Origin of the sequence: Paucibacter aquatile (genome assembly GCF_002885975.1) — a bacterium.
Classification (GTDB): Bacteria; Pseudomonadota; Gammaproteobacteria; order Burkholderiales; family Burkholderiaceae_C; genus Paucibacter_A; species Paucibacter_A aquatilis.
In genome coordinates this window covers 342947-358920 of the sequence record NZ_POSP01000004.1, presented here as the reverse complement: position 1 = coordinate 358920, position 15974 = coordinate 342947, and the positions used below count along the sequence as shown (strand labels likewise).

The following is a 15974-nucleotide window of genomic DNA, read 5'->3' as shown; positions in this document are numbered from 1 at the left end:
CCCCAAGACCGAGAACCCGAAAGACCTGCCCATGCTGCTTGATTCCCATCCGCTGCTCCTGGTCCATCCGCAGATCAGCCCCTGGGTACAGCGCAGCCCCGAGGGTTGCAAGATCAGCCTGCTCAGCGAACGCGAACAGCTGGACCAGGTCTATCTGCGCAGCCAGCCCGACAACGAAGAGCAGCTGATCCCCATGCACTACGTCGGGCGCCAGGGCCAGCTGCACCGCTGGCAGGCCTGGCTGCCCTGGAACCATGGCGATGCGCTGACGCTCTATGCCTTCAAGGTGCTGGTCGATGGCACGCAGCATTGGCTGGCGGCCGATGGCGCACATGAGCACCTGCCGCCCGAAAGCCTGCATTTCCGCCTGAATCGCCAGCACCAGCCGCCCGACTGGGTGCGCGAACAGGTCTTCTATCAAATCTTTCCCGATCGCTTTCATGCCGCCGAGCACAGCCCGCGGCCACCCAGCCGCCAGGGTCAGGTCTTGCCCGGCCAGGCCGGGCGCGCGGTGGTGGAGCCGGCCTGGCATGAGCCGGTGGACCCGGCCCATGCGGCCAACAACTTTTACGGCGGCGACCTGCCTGGCATCGTCGAAAAGCTCGACTATCTGCAGCAGGAGCTGGGCATCAGCGCCCTCTACCTGAACCCTATCTTCAGCTCGGGCAGCAACCACAAATACGACTGCGACGACTACTTCCAGGTCGACGCACAGCTGGGCGGCAACCGCGCCCTGGTCGAGCTGCGCGAGGCCACCGCCGCGCGCGGCATGAGGCTGGTGCTGGATGCGGTGGTCAACCACACCGGCGTCAACCACCCCTGGTTCAACCAGACCGGTGTGCATGCGGAGCTGGGCGCGGCGCAGTCGATCCATTCGCCCTACCGCAGCTTCTATGCCTTCGACGGCCAGGGCCGGCCGCTGGGCTGGAAGGGTTATGACTCCCTGCCGGTGCTGGATTTCAGCTCGGCCGCGCTGCGCCAGGCCATCTACGCCGGGCCCGACGCCGTGCTGCGCCACTGGCTGCGCCCGCCCTATGCTGTGGACGGCTGGCGCCTCGACGTGATCCACATGCTGGGCGAAGGCCCGGGGGCGCGCAACAACGCCCAGTTTGTGCGCGAGTTCCGCCAGGCCATCAAGCAGGAGAACGGCCAAGCCTATGTGCTGGGCGAGCATTTCGCCGAGGCCACGCGCTGGCTGCAGGGCGAGCAGGAAGACGGGGCCATGAACTACTACGGCTTCGCCCACCCGGTGCGCGCCTGGCTGGCCGGCCTGGACGTGGCCTACCAGCCGATTCGCCTGAGCACCGTGGCCTTCGAGCGCTGGCTGGCGCGCGGCCGCGCCACCATCCCCTATGCCAACCAGCTGGCCCAGCTGAATCTGCTGGACAGCCACGACACCTCGCGCTTCTTCACCCTGCTGGGCGAAGACACGGCCCGCATGGCCCTGGCCGCCACCCTGCTCTTCACCAGCCCGGGCGCGCCCTGTGTCTACTACGGTGACGAGATCGGCCTGCCCGGCGGCCAGGACCCTGACTGCCGCCGGCCTTTCCCCTGGGACCGCGCGCAATGGAACCTGCCCCTGTTCCAGCACTACCGCGCGCTGATCCAGCTGCGCCAGAACCGCGGCGAATGGCGCCACGGCGCGGTGCAGACCCTGGCGGTGAGCGACGAGGCCCTGGTGTTTGCGCGCCACACCGATTGGGAAGCCACGGTCGTGGCCGTGAACCGCGGTGATCAAGCCCTGAGCCTGGAGATCCCCGTCTGGCAGCTGCCCCTGCAGGTGCGCCAGTGGCGCGGCGTGCAGCCGGGGCATGCGGGTCCGGTGGCGCTGGAGCTGCTCGATGGCGGACACCGCGTGCGCCTGCAACTGCCGGCCTGCGCCAGTGTGCTGCTGCTGAGCGAGTAGGCGCCATCTGAGCGCCATCTGGGCGCCAGGTCGGTGCCAGGTCAGCGCAAGGCGAAGAAAGAGCGGCACTAAACTGCCGCATGCTTGTTGAATTGCGCCCTTCCTGCCGGGCAGCGCTGCTGGCGCTGTGCTTGCTGTGGTCCGGCCGCCCTGCGGCGGCACAAGGCGCCGTGGCCGCTGCGCCGGCCCTGCCGCCAGCGCCGCTGCGCGTGCTGATCAACGATGTGGCGCCCTACACCCTGCGCGGCGAGGCCCAACGGCCCGGCATGCACATCGAGATCATGAATGCCCTGGCCCAGCAGGCCGAGCTCGCCGTCAGCATCAACTCCGCCGTCTACGTGCGCCTGGCCCTGGGGCTGAAGGACGGCAGCGCCGATCTGGTGGTGGGCGTCGACGGTCCGGAGCTGGACGCGCTGGCCCAGCGGGTCGTGCCCTTTCACAGCTTCAAGTTCGTGGTGCTGACGCGCAAAGCCGCCGGCATCAGCCAGGTCAGCCAGCTGCGCGGCCGCCTGCTGGGCGTGGCCCGCGGGGCCTTCTACGACGAGAGCATCAACAACGACGAAGCGATCCAGAAGTTCCCCATGGCCGACCCCTTCCAGGGCGTGCGCATGCTGGCCCTGGAGCGGCTCGACGCCGTGATCTCCTCCGACTACCTGCTCAGCTACGCCCTGCGCCAGACCGGCATCGATCGCGCCAGCTTCGCGCCGCCCTTTGTCGTCAACGAAAAGAACTACAGCCTGTACGCCCGCCGCGACCTGCCGGAAGAGACGCTGCGCGCCCTGCGCCGGGCCATGGAGCAGCTGCAGAAATCAGGCCGGCTGAACGCCATTCTGCGCAGCTACCAGTGAATCCCCGGGGGGCTGGGCCCGATGCCGGCGCTAGCATGCCCGGCTTTGCATCCCCGCGGAGACCGGCATGAGCGATTCACCCACCCACCGAGGCCACTGGAGCCGACGCGACTGGCTGGAGCGCAGCCTGGGCGCCGCGGCCGGTTTGGGCCTGGGGGCCGGCTCGGCCTCGGCCCTGGCGGCTGATACCGCCAAGCCGGCCGGCGCCGCGCCCCACATCGTCTTCATCATGGCCGATGACCTGGGCTGGGGTGATCTCGGCTGCTATGGTCAGACCGATTTCAGCACCCCGGTGCTGGACCGCATGGCCGCGCAAGGCCAGCGCCTGACCCAGGCCTATGCCAATTCACCGGTCTGCTCGGCCACGCGCACGGCGCTGATCACCGGCCGCTACCAGTACCGCCTGCGCGTGGGCCTGGAAGAGCCTATTCCCAGCCGCGACTCGCCCCACGGCCTGCCTCCCGATCACCCCACCCTGCCGGGCCAGCTGCGCGCGGCCGGCTACCGCACGACCCTGGTCGGCAAATGGCATCTCGGCCACCCGCCGGCCTTCGGCCCGCTGAAAAGCGGCTACGAAAGTTTCTACGGCAATCTCGGCGGCGGCATCGACTACTTCAACCACAAGGACAGCACCGGGCCCAAAGCGCAGGTCGATTTCTGGGACGGCGAGCGCCTGCTCGACACCCAGGGCTACTACACCGACCTGCTGAGCAGCCGGGCGGTCGAAGTGATCCAGGCCTGCAAGACCGACCCTCGCCCCCTGTTCCTGAGCCTGCACTACACCGCCCCGCACTGGCCCTGGGAAGGCCCGGAGGATGCCGCCCTGGCCGGGCAGCTCAAGAGCCTGCTGCACCACGACGGCGGCAGCCTGGAGACCTACGGCCGCATGGTGCAGGCCATGGACCGAGGCATCGGCCGGGTGCTGCAAGCCTTGCGCGAGCAAGGGCTGGAGGACAACACCCTGGTGGTCTTCACCAGCGACAACGGCGGCGAACGCTTCTCGCGCACCTGGCCCTTCAGCGGCCAGAAAACCGAGCTGCTGGAAGGCGGCATCCGCGTGCCCCTGATCCTGCGCTGGCCGGCGCGGCTGCAGGCTGGCGTCAGTGAACAAACCGCCATCAGCATGGACATGCTGCCCTCCTTGCTGGCCGCCGCCAGCGCGCCAGCGCCCGCTCTGGCCAGCGACGGCATCGACTTGCTGCCTGTGTTGCAAGGCCGAGAGCCGCTCCAGGCGCGCCGCTTGTTCTGGCGTTACAAGGCCCAGGGCCAGCGGGCGCTGCGCGAGGGCACGATGAAGTACCTGCGCATCCGCCAGCATGAATTCCTGTTCGACCTCAGCCGCGATCCGCGCGAGCGCGCCAATCTGGCATCGGCTCAAGCAGATCGCCTGGCGACGATGCGCGCCCTGTGGGAGCAATGGAACGCCGAGATGCTGCCCATCACGCCCGATGTCTACACCCACTGGGTGCGCGGCGATCGCCAGGCCGACCGCTACGGCGTCAACGCGCCGGAAGCGCCGGCCGGCAAGGACTGAGATCCGGGATCAGGCCCCGGGGCCCAGCACCTGCTGCAGCTGCACCCGCTCGCTGGAGCAGGCGGCGTCAAAATCGGCCTCGATCTGTTGCAAGGCCTGGCGGTCGCCGGCCTTGACAGTGACGATGGCGGCGGCCCGGTTGCGGCCGCGTGATTTGGCGGTGTAGAGCGCCATATCGGCCCAGTTGACCGCCTGCTCCCAATGCTGCGGCAGGCCGCTGGGCTGGAGCGGGAAATGCGCGCAGCCGATGGACACGGTGATGCGCAGCGGCCCCTCGCTGCTGGCCACCGGCTCACCGCCAATGCCTTGCAGCACGCGCTGGGCCAGAGGCAGCAAGTCCTCGGGCGCAATACCCGGCGCAAAGACCAGAAACTCCTCGCCGCCCCAGCGCACCACCAGGTCTTCGGCCCGCACGGCCAGGCTCAGGCGCCGGGCCACCTCGCAGATCACCACATCGCCGACCCCATGGCCATGCTGGTCGTTGACATGCTTGAAGTGGTCGATGTCCACCATCAGCAAGGCACCGTGGAACTCGCGCCGCGCATGCTCCTGCATCACGGCCAGGAAATGGCGGCGGTTGGCCAGGTCGGTCAGCGGGTCGCGTTCGCTCTGAGCCTTGAGCAGTTGCTCGTTGGCGCGCAGGCGCTTGTGGGCAGCCCGTACCCGCTGCACCATGGCCGCCACCAGAATGAGCGACAGACCCAAGAGCAGGGCCACGGCCACGCCCACTTGCTGCACCCGCTGGCGGTTGGCGAGCTGATGGTCCACCAGAGCCTGGTCGCGCTGCAACAGCTCCAGATCGCGCTGCTTGCGCTCGCTGTCGTACTTGAGCTGCAGCTGCTGCAAGGCGCTGGCGCGATTCATCTCGACCAACTCGGCACTCAGGCGCCGCTCCAGGTGGTAGGCGGCCAGGCCTTCCTTGAACTGGCCGGCTTCGGTCCAGGCCTCGCCGAGCTCGCGCAGTTCCTGTACACGCAGGCCCTGGTCCACCAGGCCCTGGCTCATGGCCTCGATGCGCGCCACCTCGCGCTTGGCCTGCTCGTAGTCGCCCAGCTGCACATAGGCCACCGCCATATTGTGACGAATGGTGCGCTGGATGCGGATGTCGCCACGCTGCTCGAACAAAGGCAAGGCCTGGCGCGCCACCTCCAGCGCCCGGGCCGGCTGCTTGAGCTGTAGGTAGGCATCTGCCAGATTGCTTTGCGCCTGTGCAAGCCAGCGTGGTGCGTCGGCCTGACGCGCCAGCTCCACGCACTCTTCCAGCGCGCGCAGCTTGGCCGCGTGGTCCTGGCGATGGCTGGCCACGAAGGCCTCGTAGTTCTTGACCTTGAACAGCGCCAGTGCATCGCCCTGGGCCAGCTGCCGGGCCTGGACCAGCCAGCGCTTGGCTTGCTCAGCCTGATCCTGCATCTGCGCCAACATGGCCAGGGTGCCCATGCTGTTGGCCGCCAGATGACGGTCGCCACCGGCCTGTGCCAGAGCCAAGGCCCACTGCACCGTGGCCTCGGCCAAGGGCAAGGTGCCCGAGCGGATCTGGTTGCGCTCGATCAGGCGCAGGGCCGACCAGCTGAGGCGGAAATCGCAGGCGGCCGGCAAGGCCGAGCGCCCACCCGCCCCCGAGGCCTGGACGCTTTGCAGGCTGGCCGAGCTGGGACAGTGCAAGCTCAAACCGGCCAAAGCCTGGCGAGCCAGGGCTGTGGCACGAATGCCCTGGCCTTGGCGATCCGCCCACTCGGCTTGCAAAAGCAGAGCGGCGTCACGCGCCTCGGGGTGCTGCGCCAATCGATCGGCCAAGGCCTGGGCCGGCGTGAACTCACCCGCCAGCACCAGCAGCCGGCCTTCAGCCAGCAACAGAGGCAGGCTGTGGCGGGCCATGGCCCGGTCCTTTTGCATCGCACGCACGCGCTGCAGGGCTTGCTCGGGTCGATCGAAACCCTGGCGCAGCAACAGCTCCAGCGAATCGTCGAAGCTGCGCTCGTAGGGCCAGGCGGTCGGCGTCAAGCGCGCGGCGCTGGCCGCGGGCGCCGCCCCCGACATGGCAGCCTCGGGTGGCCGAGTGTCCTGGGCCGCCAGCGGTGACAGCGACAGCCATGAGGCCAGCAGCACCGCGGCTCGGGCGGCCCTCTGAACCCGGTGCGAGGGCATGGACCGACTCATGACCCACCCTCGCTCGGCACCGCGGACGGGCTGGCGGGCAAACTTGGACCTTGCAGCTGCAAGAGGGCCAGCTCGCCTTGCTGCCAGGCCTCCTCCATGCGCTCGCTCAGCGCCAGGCAGCCAGCAGCATCGAGCGAGGCCTGCCCGGCGCCCAGGCTTTGCAGGCCGAAGGCGCGGTTGCGGCCATGGGCCTTGGCCATGTACATCAAGGTGTCCACCAGGGCGATGGCGCGCTCCCAGTCCACCGTCCAGTCGTGGGGCGCCACCGGGAAGCTGGCAAAGCCCATGGACGCGCTGATGGGCAGCAGCTGGGCCAGGCCCGGGCCGAAGCGCACCGGGGCCTGGGCAATCTGGTTCAAGAGCCGCTGGGCCAGGTGCTCAATCTGCGCCGGCTGGCGCGCATCGATGACGATCAGGAACTCCTCGCCGCCCCAGCGCACCAGCAAGTCCTCGTCGCGCAGGCAGCTGCGCAGGCGCTCGGCCACCTCGATCAACACCGCGTCACCGACCGCGTGACCATGGCTGTCGTTGATGCGTTTGAAATGATCGATGTCGATCAAAAACACCGAGGCGCGCAGCTGGCCATGCTCGGCCAGGCGACGGATGGCCGTCTGAAAATGGCGCCGGTTGGCCAGGCCGGTGAGTGGATCACGCTCACCCTGCACCTTGAGTGCTGCATTGCTGTGCGCCAGCGCGAGATTGGTCTTGCGGATGCGCTGGTAGGCCAGGCCCAGGAGCACGGCCGACAGCACCACGCACGCCCCCACCGCCGCCCAGAGCTGCAGCTGCAGATCGCGGGCGCGTAGCTGCTCCAGCTTGAGGCTGTGGTCGCGGTTGAGCAGGGCCATTTCCTTGGCACGGCGGTCGTCGTCGTACTGGGCTTGCAACTCGAGCACGGCGCTGCGGGTCTCTTCGCGCAGCTGCTGGTCGATCATGCGCCGGTGCTGCTGAAAGGCATGGGCGGCGCCGCCCAGATCCCCCATGCGCTCCAGCGCATCGCCCAGCTCGTGCAGGCTGTCGGCCACCTGGCCATTCAAGCCCTGGGCCTGGCTGACGGTGATGGACTGCATGACATAGCCCTTGCCCTGCTCCACCTGGCGCAGCTGAATCAGGGCGATGCCGAGGTTGTGCAGGGCCAAGGCTTCGTTGCTGCTGTCTTCGTTGCGGCGGGCCAGGGCCAGGCCTTCCTCGGAATACTGGCGGGCCTTGGCGAAATTGCCTTGGCGCAGGTAGAAATCGCCGAAGTTGGCCAGGGCCAGCGACTGCAAGGTCAGCGAGCCGCTGTCGCGTGCGGCGCTCAAGGCCATCTGCATGGAGGCCTGGGCCAGGTCAAAGCGCTTGAGCTGGCTCAGGATGATGGCGCGTGTGTTGTGCACGCGGTAGAGCAACATGGGGTCGGGGTCGCGCCCGGCCTCCTGCAGCGCCTCTTCGATGACCGAGGCAGCCCGCTCAAACTGCTGGGCACGCAGCAAGGCATAGGCCAGGCTGGACAGCCCAGCCGCGCGGCGCCAGGACGCCCGCGAGCGCTCGGCCAGCTGCAAGGCCTGATTGGCATGGGCAATCGCCTGCTCGACCCGCCCAGCTTCGGATTCGGCGATGCAAAGCTGACTCAGAAAACGCACCATCAGGCTCAGAGGGATATCGGGCGTCCATTCGGTGGGCAAGGTCGACATGGCTTTGAGCGCCTGATCCGACTTACCCTCGCGATTGAGTTGCTGCGCACGCACCCAGGCCTCGGCCAGTTGGGCCGCAGCGTGTTGGCGACTGTCGGGCCAGGCTTTCAGGCGATCCAGCAATGGCTGCAGGGCCACCGTGTCCTTGGTTTCCACCAGGGCCGAACCACGCAGGGCCAGCAACTCCAAGAGCTCCAGGCTGCCCGGCGCCGCGCGCCCCTCCAAGGCTGCCAGCACCGGCAGATTGAGGGCGGCTCGGGCCGTGCCGCCGCGCTCGACCCGCTCCAACTGCGTCCAGAGATCGGGCACTTCGCTGTGCGAACTGCGCAGCGCGGAACTGGCTGCTGAACCGGCGCTTCCAGGCGGCGCCACCTGGCTGGCCGACATGTGCCCGGGCTGTGATTGCGCCAAGCCCGGCAGCAACGCAAGGCCCAAGAGCAGCGTCACACCAGGCGGACACAGACCTGCGCCGCGGCGCATGCCCCCTGTCCTCTGTGCCCCGGCCCGCATGGCCCCCAGCCTGTCGTGCGCCATCTGCTGCTGCTCGTCCTGGAGATAGAAAAAGAAGTTGCCGATGATGATGCCTTGATGAACCGGCGCTGCCATCGCCGCGCCGGGCGCCACGGGGAACCCCATACGTCCTCGGCCAAGGCGGCTGGCGCTATTCTGAGTCCAGTATCGACCCAAACCCCGGCACCGAAGCGCCGAATCGAAGGGCAAGCCCGGCGCAAAAGCTCCATGACGACTGGCGGGCGCCTCCAGGGGATAATCGCGCCCTGTTTCGCCATCGCCGTGCGCTCATCGCCCGGGCCGGCACTACTTGCCCAGAAAGCCCACTTGAAAAAAACCTACCCCCTCCACGTCGAAGGCAAGCACCCCGACCGCCTGCTCGAAGCCACCAAGCACGAGATCCGTAAATACATCAAGCGCGAGCAGAACAAGCCCCGCCCCGCTGGCGTGGACTTTTGGGATTTCGACTGCAAGTTCGGCAGCAGCGCCGCCACGGCCGAGTCCATCCACCCAGGCGCGCTGACCGAGCGCATCAATGCCTATGCCGCGGAGAAGGCGGAGAGCTTTTACGTCGAACTGATTGCCAAGCCCGGCGTGCGCAAACCACGCGCAGCCAGCCCCGCAAGCGGTGACGAACATCACGAAGACTGAGCGCCCGCCGCCCCGCCCTCCCATCGCTCACCAGAGCATCCGCGCCCTCAGGCGCTGGGCTGGCCCGGCTCCACTTCCTCCCGGACCGAGCGCTCATACAGCTCCAGAGGCAGCCCGTCCGGGTCCGCAAAGAAGCTGAAACGCCGCTGCGTGTGGGCGTCCAAACGGATCGGTTCGACAGCCACACCTTGCGCCCGCAAGGCTGCGCAGCAGGCATGCACATCCTCAACCTCAAACGCAAGATGGCGCAAACCCTGCGCCTCAGGATATGAGGGCCGCGCGGGCGCGCCTGGAAACGAGAACAGCTCGATCTGCCCCCCATCCGGCAACGCCAGATCGAGTTTGTAAGACTGTCGCTCCGCCCGGTACTGCTCGGCCAGCACCCGCAGCCCCAGCACTTCGGTATAGAAGCGCTTGGACACGGCGTAATCCGAGCAAATGATGGCGACGTGATGGATGCGCAAGAGCATGGGCTTGAAAGGGAAAGAGCAAAAATGACTGGCGATCCGTAGGCGCGGCGAGAGCCCGGTACCGAAAAACAAAAAGCAAAAACTCAAAACGATCGAGGGTGGCCTCCAGACGAACGCGCCGCGCACGTCGCCCCGACGAGCATAAAGCCAGACACGCCGGCTGAAGATGGGCCTCGCAAACAGCCACCCCGGTCTCTCTCATGGGCCGGATGCCGCTCCATCCCCCCGCTCTCAACCCCGGTGAATCGACACGCCCCCGTCCACCAGCAAAGCAGTGCCCGTGGTGAAGCGCGAAGCGTCCGAAGCCAAGTACAGCGCCGAACGGGCCACCTCGTCCGGATGGGCCAGGCGCCGCAGCGCGTGCAGGCCCTGCACCTGGGCCATGGCCTCTGGCGTGTTGGCCACATGTCGGCCCATGGGCGTGTCCGTGCCGCCCGGCAACAAGGCGTTGACCCGAATGCCCTGTGCTCCCCATTCGCTGGCCAGGCACTGCGTCAGCCCGATCAGTCCTGACTTGCTGGCCGCATAGGCCGACATGCCTGGAAAGCCCACGGTGTGGCCGACAAAACTCGATGTGAAGATCAGCGAACCGCCGCCACGCGCCGCCAGCGCCGGCAGTTGGAACTTGGCCGCCAAAAACGCGCTCGTCAGATTGGTCCGTAAAGTGGCTTCCCAAGCGGAAAGAGGCAAATCCGGCGCCGCCGCCATCTCACCCAGAATCCCCGCATTGTTGAAGGCCACATCCAGCCCGCCGAACTGGGCGCACGCACGCGCCACCAGCTCGCGCGCCACGGCTTCGTCACTCACATCCCCTGCCATCGCCACTGCCTGACCGCCTGCGCTCGCAATCTCCTCGACCAGGGCTTGAAGCGGCTCCTCTCGCCGCGCCGCCACCAGCACCCTCGCCCCTTCTCGCGCGAACAACAGCGCCGCCGCGCGCCCAATCCCCGAACTCGCCCCGGTGACGATCGCCACCTTGTTCATCAAAGCCGCCATACTGAATGAAGCCTCCTAGATCCTGTGAAAATTTGCATCCACGCACCAGCCCTGCTCCTGCGCCCACACCAGGCAAGGCGACGAAGGGTGATGCGAAGCAACGCGATTCAGTGCGATGCGATGCAATGCGAGACCTGGACTGTGGAGGACGGTCTGGAAACTTGCGACCCGCTTCTTGCGAAGCGAAGCGAGTCGAAACGCGGCGCCGTAAGCAGATCGGATGGAACATGTGCCCAGCGACGTGCCGGAAGAATTCAGCAGCAAATTACCCGGCCTGATGCTGCTGCCGTTGAAGCAAGCACGAACGCACTGGCTGGCTGAGTTTGGGCTGGTCTTCCTGCAAAGCCCTGATGCCTTGCGTCGTGTACTCAACGATGTGCTGGAAGACGCCAGCAACGATCTGCCCGGCGTGATGCGCTAGGCATTGCAGCGAGCACAGGCGCATTGGCGCGGGCTGCACGATGAAATCGCCTGGTGTAACCAACAGATCAAGCAGCATGTGCGTGCCGATCAGGCCTCCGCTCGTACCGCGCAGTTGCACGGTGTAAGCGATCTCACCGCTTCAGCCTTGGTGACCGCCGTCGGTGACATGCGCCAGTTCAAAAGTGCGCGCCAGTTCAGCGTCTGGGTGGGCTTGGTTCCGAGCCAGAACTCCAGTGGCAGAAAGCTCTGTTGGCGTTGGCCAACAAGAACGCCCGCATTCAGTGGGCGGTGCTGACGCGGGGCATCGACTACGACCCCGCGCATGTGCCGCCTGTTCCTCAGTGCAAGCTGCCTGCGACCCAGGCGCTGCTACCAGCCTGATGCCCATCACGCATTCCGAGCATCTTGCAGGTTGATTCAGCTAGCGAAGAGAAGTCAAACCCGCCCTTCAACTCCAAGAGCGCGTAGCACGCGATACAGACGAACAACACCAAGAGCATGCGCCCCTGAATAGGCAGACGATTGAAACTTTTGCCATTCATGACACCTAACGTTTGATCTAACCAGCCCACGACGGCAGGACGCCACAGGGCCAGAACGAAATGAGCCCCGAAGATGTCATGCCGTCACGGGTTCGGTTGAGAAAGTAGGTAGGCCTCATGAGGTTAGTCGGCGACTGCAACCTTACCGTCTCTAAGCAGTACCTCAACCCAAACCAATGCCTTACGCTCACTAAAGCTTTCACCGTAAGCCTTGACGCAGCGATACATCTTCCCGTCGTGGTTGATAAGGGCTCCACGAGAATTTGCCAAGCCCTTGGCATCCACGCAGAGCGCGCCATCCGCAACGCCCTTTTGAATCTGATCCTTTGTTAGACGCGGTACCGAACCGATGGGTCTTGAGCTTTTCACTAACGGTTCATTTACGATAGCGGCCACCGAGAGTAATGAATCGCCCCGGGTTCCGAGGAGGCCTGTTGGTTTAAGTCAGGCGGTCGCGGCCTGACCAGCGCGGTGACGATGGTAATTGGCTTCGAACTCAGCAGGCGGCACATGGCCCAGCGGCCCCATCAGCCGGTGATGGTTGAACCAGGCGACCCATTCCAGTGTTGCCAGTTCCACCGCCTGCTTGGTCTTCCAAGGCCCGCGCCGGTGAATGACCTCGGCCTTGTACAGCCCGTTGATGGTCTCGGCCAGTGCGTTGTCGTAGCTGTCGCCCTTGGAACCCACTGAGGGCTCGATTCCGGCCTCGGCCAACCGCTCGCTGTAGCGGATAGACACGTATTGCGACCCACGGTCGGAGTGATGCACCAGGCCATCGGACGGCTTGCGGTCGTACAGCGCCTGCTCCAATGCGTCGAGTACGAACTCGGTGTGCATCGAACTGCTCTGACGCCAACCCACGATGCGCCGGCTGAACACGTCGATGACGAACGCTACATACACCCAGCCCTGCCAGGTTGAGACATAGGTGAAGTCCGAGACCCACAGCTGGTTCGGCCGCTCGGCCCGGAACTGCCGATTGACGCGGTCCAACGGGCATGGCGCCTTGGGATCGGGAATGGTGGTGCGCACGGCCTTGCCTCGGCGCACACCCTGCAGCCCGAGCTGGCGCATCAGCCGCTCGACGGTGCAGCGCGCCACGGCGACGCCTTCGCGGTTGAGCTGGCGCCAGACCTTCTCGGCGCCGTAGACCTGATGGTTGGCCTGCCAGACGCGCTGCACCTGCGGTAGCAGTTGCACATCGCGCTGGGCTCGCAAAGAGCGCAAGGCCGGGCTGCGCTGACAAGCGACGTGGCGCCAGTAAGCCGATGGGGCAATCTGCAGGACGCGGCAGATCGGCTCGACCCCAAGCTGCTGGCGGTGCTGGTCGATGAACGCCTTCAGGACTTGATGCGGCGGTCGAGCTCCGCCTGGGCGAAAAACGCGCTGGCCAGCTTCAGAATCTCGTTGGCCTTGCGCAGCTCGCGCACCTCTCGTTCCAGTTCCTTGATGCGCTGAGCCTCCGCAGTCGAGACACCGTCTCGCTGGCCGGCATCGACCTCGTGCTGCTTGACCCAGGTGTGCAAGGTCTGCGGCACGCAGCCGATCTTGTCGGCGATGGATTCGATGGCCGCCCACTGCGACGGATGTTCTGCTCGGTGCTCCAGCACCATGCGCACGGCACGCTCACGCACCTCGGGCGAAAACTTCGGGGACTTCTTCATGGCTCCATTCTCCAGAGTTGGAGCCTCCTCAAAACCCGGGGCGATTCACTATGCCCTATGCCTGTTGTCGTAGATGGCTTGCCCGCACTGCTTGGCAAGATCACTGAGTTCGCCCAAGAACGATTGCCAAGCAAGGAAATCATCACCAAACCCTTCGACAAGCCTGTCGCCCCAAGCCTTTGGGTTACACATGCTGATGACTCTGTCGCAGGCACTTTGAGCCATTGCTGGCGTATTGGCCCGCTCAACGAGTTCCTCGACGAAGGCAGCGATGTCGCGGGTGGAAGTATTCCCGCGAAGGACTATGACCTTCTTCCGCAGCGGTTCGAGTTCAGTGATGTGCATCTGTTGACGCCCAACGTTTGACATGAGGGGCGACCAAAGGCGCTAGCCTTTGGGCGTCCCTCTCGATGGAAGGGTTAGGCCTCGCTAGGCGAATGTTTGAACTGTGCATATTCTCGCTAGGCTTCCAACTCGGAGTTTCTGTTCAGGATGGCTCGTTAGCGTTGGCTCGGAGGATCCCGGAGTTGCCGCTATCAACGCGTCGACGTTGTTTACTTGCAGTGCGTTTCCACGGGCAAAGGCGAGACGGTACTCGTTTTGATAGCTGTATTCGGTTGTCTTCCGCATAACCATTCGCTCTGGCACTGCCCACTCCGCCAACGGGGCTTCACTCGGAGAGTAGTAGTCCACCGGCTGATGCAGCAGGCGAGCATGCTTTACCCATCTGCGAAGCGTTAGAGCAGCTCTTATGCGGGCAATGAGTGCGACGGGATCGTGGATCGAGACGCATGCATCAGCCCCGAATTCCTTGGCCAAGCCCTCCGAGAACTTTGTACTTAGGCAGAAGACAAAGATCTCTCGATCTTTGACGCTGGACTCGAATGCCCAAGGGAGAAGGGACTTTTCGCCCGTATCGACTTTGGTGATCTCCAGGCCTTGCGACGGCTGGTACAACCGTCGTCCTTCATGTCTATCGCCCCGAACCTTGATCTCTTCGTAGTTGCGAAAGTAGGAAAGAGAGCGGAAAAGGATCTCGCCCTGACCTACGAATGCGTCTAGGAATTTGGAAGGCAGGTACTTGAAGAGCGTCGGCACGGCGAGGCCTAACGTTTGAGATGAGAGGCAAACACCGGCTTGCCGGTGTTTGTCATCTCGATTGAAGGGTTAGGCCGCACCGCGCTTGATAGCTTCACTTGAGTGGCTCCTCAACGAAGACAACTATGTCTATGCGGGCTTCCTGAGCTGCCTGTACTGCGCGTCCGACCGCCTGATAGTTACTGTTGGCTCTGGTGTGAATGCGAAGCTCGACGGTGTTTCCGGACTTACCTAGAGAACTAAGCGCGTCTTTCAGGTTTGAGGGCTCGACCTTCGTTCCGTCCAGCGTGTACCTGCCTTCAGAGTCGACGTGAAGAGCGGACGATTTAACCGGCTTACTTTCGCCACAGGAAGCAGAAAGCAGGCTCAGAACGACTGCGAAAGCTGTGACTATGAGTCGTAGCGGATTGAGCCAGCAACGCTCGTGGCGCAAGGATTCTTGGGTCATAGGCAAGGATCGCGTTCTTGTGCGGCCTAACGTTTGAGCTAACCGGCCCGCGACGGCATGGCGCTGCAGGGCCAGAATGAAATGAGGCCCGAAAGCGGCATGCCGTCGCGGATCCGGTTGAGCGATGGGTTAGGTCTCATTGCTCGCCCCAGTAGCCACGCTCAAAGGGTTTAAACGCAAGAGCATCATCGGCACCAACACCAAGCCGAGCCATGAGATCTAGGTATACAGCTTCGACTTGACCCCGCGCGGACTCTTCAACCGGACCGAACGCTCCCGCAGATGTGGCGCCCATGCCAAAAACGAAGTCAATCTCGCCGCCCCAAGTGTCGTACTGCATGAACAGCCAGGGGGCGCCGTTTGCAATTCCAAGATAGCGGGCAAAGTCTGCGATTTGGTCGGCCTTGAGGATCTCGCCGATCGTATGCGGAAGCAGAACGCCAATGCCGCGGAACGGGAGCGAAATCTCTCGCCACACTGCACCCGCCGGCAATTCAACCGGGCGGCGTAGTGGCATCGCAACGAGGAACCCAGAGAACTGGTAGGACATGGTGACGGTGAGACCTAACGTTGAAGCTGAGCCGCGAGCGGCGGCCCGCCGACGCGAGTCGGCTCGAGCGAATGGTTAGAGTTCACTTTCGCACCCCGCGCTCATAGGTGTGATTGAGACAAAAGGCCGACTTAAGAAGCACCGGGGCCGAGCAACCAGCACAGATACATTCTTCGGCCCCGACGCCGCCACGGCGCTCCAGTAGAAGCTCCTTTTCGAGCGCGGAAGAGTCGAATGAATCCCAGCTGCCAGTGTCATCAATTTGGACGAGGTAGCGCTGCTGAAACTTGTCTTCAGTGTCAAGCCGCCAGTGTGTTCCATCTTCGATCCGGCGATAGAGTTCGTACCAGTTCTTGCGATCGAGCAGCTCAAGCTCGCCCATCACCTCTCTGGCCGCGGCAGTGCCTGAGTTGAAGTAGCTGACGGTTGGCCAAGTGCGCGGCATGTGATCTCTAACGTTCGAGCTGAGGGGCCGCAGCCAGCTGGCCGCGCGGAGCTGAAAAT

15 protein-coding genes and 1 other annotated feature are annotated in these 15974 nt (G+C 64.9%); of the genes, 7 read left to right on the top strand and 8 right to left on the bottom strand.

Features of this window, described 5'->3' with window-relative positions; genetic code table 11:
* The first annotated feature begins 31 nt into the window (after window positions 1–31).
* The 3 genes from malZ (at window position 32) to C1O66_RS21260 (ending at window position 4288) form a co-directional block, all read left to right on the top strand.
* Window positions 32–1906 (top strand): maltodextrin glucosidase, encoded by a 1875-nt coding sequence (malZ, locus tag C1O66_RS21270; RefSeq protein ID WP_102770016.1) that lies wholly within the window; start codon window positions 32–34, stop codon window positions 1904–1906.
* Window positions 1907–1986: 80 nt separating this feature from the next.
* Window positions 1987–2754, top strand: coding sequence for a substrate-binding periplasmic protein (locus C1O66_RS21265; RefSeq protein ID WP_102770015.1), 768 nt, complete (start codon window positions 1987–1989; stop codon window positions 2752–2754).
* Window positions 2755–2821: 67 nt separating this feature from the next.
* The gene (locus tag C1O66_RS21260) at window positions 2822–4288 is read left to right on the top strand and encodes a sulfatase family protein (RefSeq protein WP_102770014.1); all 1467 of its coding nucleotides are present in this window, start codon (window positions 2822–2824) and stop codon (window positions 4286–4288) included.
* A gap of 9 nt (window positions 4289–4297) precedes the next feature.
* Here C1O66_RS21260 and C1O66_RS21255 read toward each other — a convergent pair whose 3' ends face one another.
* Window positions 4298–6433 (bottom strand): tetratricopeptide repeat-containing diguanylate cyclase, encoded by a 2136-nt coding sequence (locus C1O66_RS21255; protein WP_133155324.1) that lies wholly within the window; start codon window positions 6431–6433, stop codon window positions 4298–4300.
* Between the two features lie 8 nt (window positions 6434–6441).
* The gene (locus C1O66_RS21250) at window positions 6442–8505 is read right to left on the bottom strand and encodes a diguanylate cyclase domain-containing protein (protein ID WP_133155323.1); all 2064 of its coding nucleotides are present in this window, start codon (window positions 8503–8505) and stop codon (window positions 6442–6444) included.
* Window positions 8506–8643: 138 nt separating this feature from the next.
* Here C1O66_RS21250 and C1O66_RS24680 point away from each other — a divergent pair, with 138 nt between their 5' ends.
* The gene (locus tag C1O66_RS24680; protein ID WP_341476790.1) at window positions 8644–9279 is read left to right on the top strand and encodes a DUF6172 family protein; all 636 of its coding nucleotides are present in this window, start codon (window positions 8644–8646) and stop codon (window positions 9277–9279) included.
* 47 nt (window positions 9280–9326) lie between these two features.
* Here the strand turns inward: C1O66_RS24680 and gloA2 are convergent, their stop codons facing one another.
* Window positions 9327–9749, bottom strand: a complete 423-nt coding sequence (gene gloA2, locus C1O66_RS21240; protein ID WP_102770010.1) for an SMU1112c/YaeR family gloxylase I-like metalloprotein — start codon at window positions 9747–9749, stop codon at window positions 9327–9329.
* Window positions 9750–9980: 231 nt separating this feature from the next.
* The gene (locus C1O66_RS21235; protein WP_102770009.1) at window positions 9981–10745 is read right to left on the bottom strand and encodes an SDR family oxidoreductase; all 765 of its coding nucleotides are present in this window, start codon (window positions 10743–10745) and stop codon (window positions 9981–9983) included.
* Between the two features lie 220 nt (window positions 10746–10965).
* On the opposite strand from C1O66_RS21235, the gene C1O66_RS21230 reads away from it, so the two are divergent.
* Window positions 10966–11166, top strand: a complete 201-nt coding sequence (locus C1O66_RS21230) for a hypothetical protein (RefSeq protein WP_243392909.1) — start codon at window positions 10966–10968, stop codon at window positions 11164–11166.
* 78 nt (window positions 11167–11244) lie between these two features.
* Window positions 11245–11463 carry a transposase gene (locus C1O66_RS24520; RefSeq protein ID WP_394341055.1) on the top strand — a complete coding sequence of 73 codons (219 nt, stop codon included), beginning with the start codon at window positions 11245–11247 and terminating at the stop codon, window positions 11461–11463.
* A 691-nt stretch (window positions 11464–12154) separates the two neighbouring features.
* Here the strand turns inward: C1O66_RS24520 and C1O66_RS21220 are convergent.
* Window positions 12155–13374 (bottom strand): IS3 family transposase gene (locus C1O66_RS21220; protein ID WP_102767821.1). Its coding sequence is split into 2 segments (ribosomal slippage): window positions 12155–13086 and window positions 13086–13374, totalling 1221 coding nucleotides; the frame shifts between segments, so codons are not numbered across the junction.
* Window positions 12980–13096, bottom strand: a sequence feature (AL1L pseudoknot). It overlaps the preceding gene by 117 nt.
* A gap of 57 nt (window positions 13375–13431) precedes the next feature.
* Here C1O66_RS21220 and C1O66_RS23805 point away from each other — a divergent pair.
* Window positions 13432–13740: a hypothetical protein gene (locus tag C1O66_RS23805; protein WP_133155322.1), complete on the top strand. Its 309-nt coding sequence runs from the start codon at window positions 13432–13434 to the stop codon at window positions 13738–13740.
* Between the two features lie 826 nt (window positions 13741–14566).
* Here C1O66_RS23805 and C1O66_RS24750 read toward each other — a convergent pair.
* The 3 genes from C1O66_RS24750 to C1O66_RS21195 form a co-directional block, all read right to left on the bottom strand.
* Window positions 14567–14920 (bottom strand): biopolymer transporter ExbD, encoded by a 354-nt coding sequence (locus C1O66_RS24750; protein WP_102770005.1) that lies wholly within the window; start codon window positions 14918–14920, stop codon window positions 14567–14569.
* Between the two features lie 136 nt (window positions 14921–15056).
* On the bottom strand, window positions 15057–15470 hold the full coding sequence (locus C1O66_RS21200; RefSeq protein ID WP_102770004.1) for a hypothetical protein: 414 nt from the start codon (window positions 15468–15470) through the stop codon (window positions 15057–15059).
* A gap of 82 nt (window positions 15471–15552) precedes the next feature.
* Window positions 15553–15915: a hypothetical protein gene (locus C1O66_RS21195; protein WP_102766730.1), complete on the bottom strand. Its 363-nt coding sequence runs from the start codon at window positions 15913–15915 to the stop codon at window positions 15553–15555.
* Window positions 15916–15974: the final 59 nt, after the last annotated feature.

Bases quoted from the DNA above. Each gene is read 5' to 3' on its own strand.
- malZ (WP_102770016.1), top strand. From the start codon at position 32: ATGCTGCTTGATTCCCATCCGCTGCTCCTGGTCCATCCGCAGATCAGC.
- C1O66_RS21265 (WP_102770015.1), top strand. From the start codon at position 1,987: ATGCTTGTTGAATTGCGCCCTTCCTGCCGGGCAGCGCTGCTGGCGCTG.
- C1O66_RS21260 (WP_102770014.1), top strand. From the start codon at position 2,822: ATGAGCGATTCACCCACCCACCGAGGCCACTGGAGCCGACGCGACTGG.
- C1O66_RS21255 (WP_133155324.1), bottom strand. From the start codon at position 6,433: ATGCCCTCGCACCGGGTTCAGAGGGCCGCCCGAGCCGCGGTGCTGCTG.
- C1O66_RS21250 (WP_133155323.1), bottom strand. From the start codon at position 8,505: ATGTCGGCCAGCCAGGTGGCGCCGCCTGGAAGCGCCGGTTCAGCAGCC.
- gloA2 (WP_102770010.1), bottom strand. From the start codon at position 9,749: ATGCTCTTGCGCATCCATCACGTCGCCATCATTTGCTCGGATTACGCC.
- C1O66_RS21235 (WP_102770009.1), bottom strand. From the start codon at position 10,745: ATGGCGGCTTTGATGAACAAGGTGGCGATCGTCACCGGGGCGAGTTCG.
- C1O66_RS21230 (WP_243392909.1), top strand. From the start codon at position 10,966: ATGGAACATGTGCCCAGCGACGTGCCGGAAGAATTCAGCAGCAAATTA.
- C1O66_RS23805 (WP_133155322.1), top strand. From the start codon at position 13,432: ATGCCTGTTGTCGTAGATGGCTTGCCCGCACTGCTTGGCAAGATCACT.
- C1O66_RS24750 (WP_102770005.1), bottom strand. From the start codon at position 14,920: ATGACCCAAGAATCCTTGCGCCACGAGCGTTGCTGGCTCAATCCGCTA.
- C1O66_RS21200 (WP_102770004.1), bottom strand. From the start codon at position 15,470: ATGTCCTACCAGTTCTCTGGGTTCCTCGTTGCGATGCCACTACGCCGC.
- C1O66_RS21195 (WP_102766730.1), bottom strand. From the start codon at position 15,915: ATGCCGCGCACTTGGCCAACCGTCAGCTACTTCAACTCAGGCACTGCC.